Origin of the sequence: Conyzicola sp. (assembly GCF_046714715.1) — a bacterium.
Taxonomy (GTDB): Bacteria; Actinomycetota; Actinomycetes; order Actinomycetales; family Microbacteriaceae; genus Conyzicola.
The window spans coordinates 1-2,930 of the sequence record NZ_JBKKAD010000140.1 but is presented as its reverse complement, the minus strand read 5'-3'; the positions used below and the strand labels follow the sequence as shown (position 1 = coordinate 2,930).

The 2,930-nt window shown below is 69.0% G+C and carries 5 protein-coding genes; 4 read left to right on the top strand and 1 reads right to left on the bottom strand.

What is annotated here, in order from left to right:
* The coding region (locus tag ACLQ6X_RS10375) for an aldo/keto reductase (RefSeq protein ID WP_411700087.1) at positions 1–997 on the bottom strand (997 nt) is incomplete at its 3' end.
* A 137-nt stretch (positions 998–1,134) separates the two neighbouring features.
* Between ACLQ6X_RS10375 and ACLQ6X_RS10370 the strand changes: the two genes are divergently transcribed.
* The 4 genes from ACLQ6X_RS10370 to ACLQ6X_RS10355 all read left to right on the top strand — a co-directional run.
* Positions 1,135–1,347, top strand: a complete 213-nt coding sequence (locus ACLQ6X_RS10370; RefSeq protein WP_411700086.1) for a methyltransferase — start codon at positions 1,135–1,137, stop codon at positions 1,345–1,347.
* A gap of 172 nt (positions 1,348–1,519) precedes the next feature.
* The gene (locus ACLQ6X_RS10365; RefSeq protein ID WP_411700085.1) at positions 1,520–2,041 is read left to right on the top strand and encodes a single-stranded DNA-binding protein; all 522 of its coding nucleotides are present in this window, start codon (positions 1,520–1,522) and stop codon (positions 2,039–2,041) included.
* 144 nt (positions 2,042–2,185) lie between these two features.
* Positions 2,186–2,701: a DUF6993 domain-containing protein gene (locus tag ACLQ6X_RS10360; protein ID WP_411700084.1), complete on the top strand. Its 516-nt coding sequence runs from the start codon at positions 2,186–2,188 to the stop codon at positions 2,699–2,701.
* 47 nt (positions 2,702–2,748) lie between these two features.
* The coding region (locus tag ACLQ6X_RS10355; RefSeq protein ID WP_411700083.1) for an ATP-binding cassette domain-containing protein at positions 2,749–2,930 on the top strand (182 nt) is incomplete at its 3' end.

Below are 2,930 nucleotides of genomic sequence, written 5' to 3'. Positions count from 1 at the left end.
CGGTGCCGTGCACGGCGAACGGCTCGATCGCGGCGATCTCGTCGGCCGTGAGGGCGACGGCGTCGCGCGCCTTGAGGCTGTCCTCGAGCTGGGCGACGCTCGAGGCGCCGATCAGGGCCGAGGTCACCTGCGGGTGGCGCAGCACCCAGGTGAGCGCGAGCTGGGCCAGCGTCTGGCCGCGGCCGTCGGCGATCTCCTTGAGCCCGCGCACGCGCTCGAGGTAGGTGTCTCCGATCGCTCCGGGCTGTAGCCAGCGGCCCTCGCTAGCGCGGGACCCCTCCGGAACGGTGCCCTGGATGTAGCGCTCGGTGAGCAGGCCCTGGGCGAGCGGCGAGAAGACGATGCTGCCCGCGCCGATCTGGTCGAGTACGGGGAACAGGCCGTCTTCGATGTGGCGGTCGAACATGCTGTAGCGCGGCTGGTGGATCGTCAGCGGGATGCCGTGCGCGGCGAGGGCCTTCTCGGCGGCGAGGGTCTGCTCGGGGCTGTAGTTCGAGACGCCCACGTAGAGAGCGCGGCCCGAGGTGACGGCGGTCGCGAGCGCTCCCATCGTCTCTTCGATCGGCGTCTCGGGGTCGGGACGGTGCGAGTAGAAGATGTCGACATAGTCGAGACCGAGGCGGTTCAGGCTCTGGTCGAGCGATGACAGCAGGTTCTTGCGCGATCCCCACTCGCCATAGGGGCCGTCCCACATCTCGTAGCCTGCCTTCGACGAGATGATCAGTTCGTCGCGGTAGGGCAGGAAGTCTTCGGCGAGGATGCGCCCGAAGTTCGACTCGGCCGAGCCGGCGGGCGGGCCGTAGTTGTTGGCGAGGTCGAAGTGCGTCACCCCGAGGTCGAACGCGCGGCGCAGAATCGCGCGTTGGTTCTCGAGGGGCTTGTCGTTGCCGAAGTTGTTCCACAGGCCGAGCGAGACGGCGGGGATCTTCAGGCCGCTGCGGCCCACTCTCTTGTATTCGACGGAGTCATAACGTGCTTCATTGGCGTTGTAGGGCATGCCTTCAGCCTATGGTCAGCCGGGCCGCCTCGCTCGCGCGCGCGCGAACGGTCCGCATCCTTGATAGGTCGGATGCCATGGCTTAAAATCGTGGGGCACCGCGCGCTGACAAAGCGGTGCAGAAAAGGAGCTCAACGATGAGCGACACCAGCACCACCACGCGCACGTGGGTGGCCAACGGACCAGCGGGGACCCTCGGGTGGGTGCGCCGCCTCCCCGAGGGCTACACGTTCAACCTCGTCGGAGACGACGGGCAGCGGGCGGTCTATCCGAGTCTCGACGTGGCCAAGAGCGCGCTGCACGCGAGTCTCGTTCCCGGCACCGACTGGCCGGAGTTCAGGGAGCACTAGCCTCTCCCCACCACGCACGGCTCGGCCGGTCTTCTCCACCAGTGGAGGGGGCCGGCCCTTTTTGTGTGCCCGCGCCGTCACTCTGAAAGCGGACCCCGCGGGAGCCATCCCGGCACGAGTTCTCCCGCGGGGCCCGCACTCATCCGCAATCCACCGCACACAGGAGGTACCAATGACCGACACCATCGCCGTCAGCGGCGTCGTGGCCACCCCGCCGAACGTCATCTCGACGGGAGACAATCTGAAGATCACCTCGTTCCGCCTCGCCTCCACCCAGCGCCGGTTCGACCGCGCGCGCGATCGCTGGGTCGACGGCGAGACGAACTGGTACACGATCACCACGTTCCGCCAGCTCGCCGTCAACGTCGGCACCTCGGTCGTGAAGGGCGACAAGGTGGTCGTCACGGGTCGGCTGCGCATCCGCGACTGGGAGAGCGGCGACAAGAAGGGCATAAACGTCGACATCGAGGCGGACTCCGTCGGCCACGACCTCGCCTGGGGCACGACGACCTTCACCAAGGCGCACTCGGCGGCGCACGCACCGGCCGACCCGCCGGCGCGCGAGAGCGACGAGTTTCCGAGCGAGGGCGACGCGCTTCCCGGCGAGGGCGAGCGGGCGAACGCCGACACCGGCGGGGGAGGAGAGACGCGGCAGCCCGCCTTCAGCGAGGCCGCCGCAGACGCGCCGTTCTAGCGGGCGGGTCGGGCGGTCCCCACCGCCACGGCGAGGGTGGGGCTGCTGCCGCGGGAGGGCGGGGGCTGCTGCCTAGCGCTCATTCCGCCGTCGTAGAATCCCTGAGTACGGATCGCGCCCGCTGACCGTCGGAGGGGTTTCGCGATGTCCGGTCTGAGGCTCCGTCGGTCTCGTGAGCTCGGCCGGTCCCGGGGACTCCGTGCGGGCGCGCCGGTCGCGGGCGTACTGCTCGTTCTGGCGCTCGCGGCGTGCACGTCGGCGCCGGCCGCCGAGCCGTCGAAGAAACCGACCTCGAGCGCGTCGGCGAGTCCTCGTCCGACGGAGGCGCCCGACCCCGTGCTGCTTCCGGCCGGCGACGCCGAGGCGAACCTGCCCTACTTCGACTTCGTCAACCGCAACCTGCTCGAGACGACGCCCACGCCGAACGGCCAGCAGCTCATCGAGAACCTCGTCGCGGCGGGCTTCGCGAAGGCCGACATGGAGGTCACACCCGACACCACCGTCGGCTCCGAGGCGGCCGAGACGATCCAGTTCTCCGTGCGCGCCAACGGAACCTGCCTGATCGGCCAGACCGGCGCGGCCGGCTACAACGCGATCGCGGCGCCGCTGCTGGGCACGGGCAAGTGCCTGGTCGGAAAGACGCGCACGATCGATTTCTGACCGGCGCACGCGGCCGTGCCCACCCCGGCGTTACGTAGACTGGTGGCATGGCCGAATTTATTTACACGATGGTGCGCGCCCGCAAAGCGGTCGGCGACAAGCTGATCCTCGATGACGTGACCATGTCGTTCTTCCCCGGTGCCAAGATCGGCATCGTCGGCCCCAACGGTGCCGGTAAGTCCACCATCCTCAAGATCATGGCGGGTCTCGACACCCCCAGCAACGGAGA

Excerpts from the sequence above, each read along its gene's own strand:
- ACLQ6X_RS10370 (WP_411700086.1), top strand. The coding sequence starts at position 1,135 with ATGAGCGACACCAGCACCACCACGCGCACGTGGGTGGCCAACGGACCA.
- ACLQ6X_RS10365 (WP_411700085.1), top strand. The coding sequence starts at position 1,520 with ATGACCGACACCATCGCCGTCAGCGGCGTCGTGGCCACCCCGCCGAAC.
- ACLQ6X_RS10360 (WP_411700084.1), top strand. The coding sequence starts at position 2,186 with ATGTCCGGTCTGAGGCTCCGTCGGTCTCGTGAGCTCGGCCGGTCCCGG.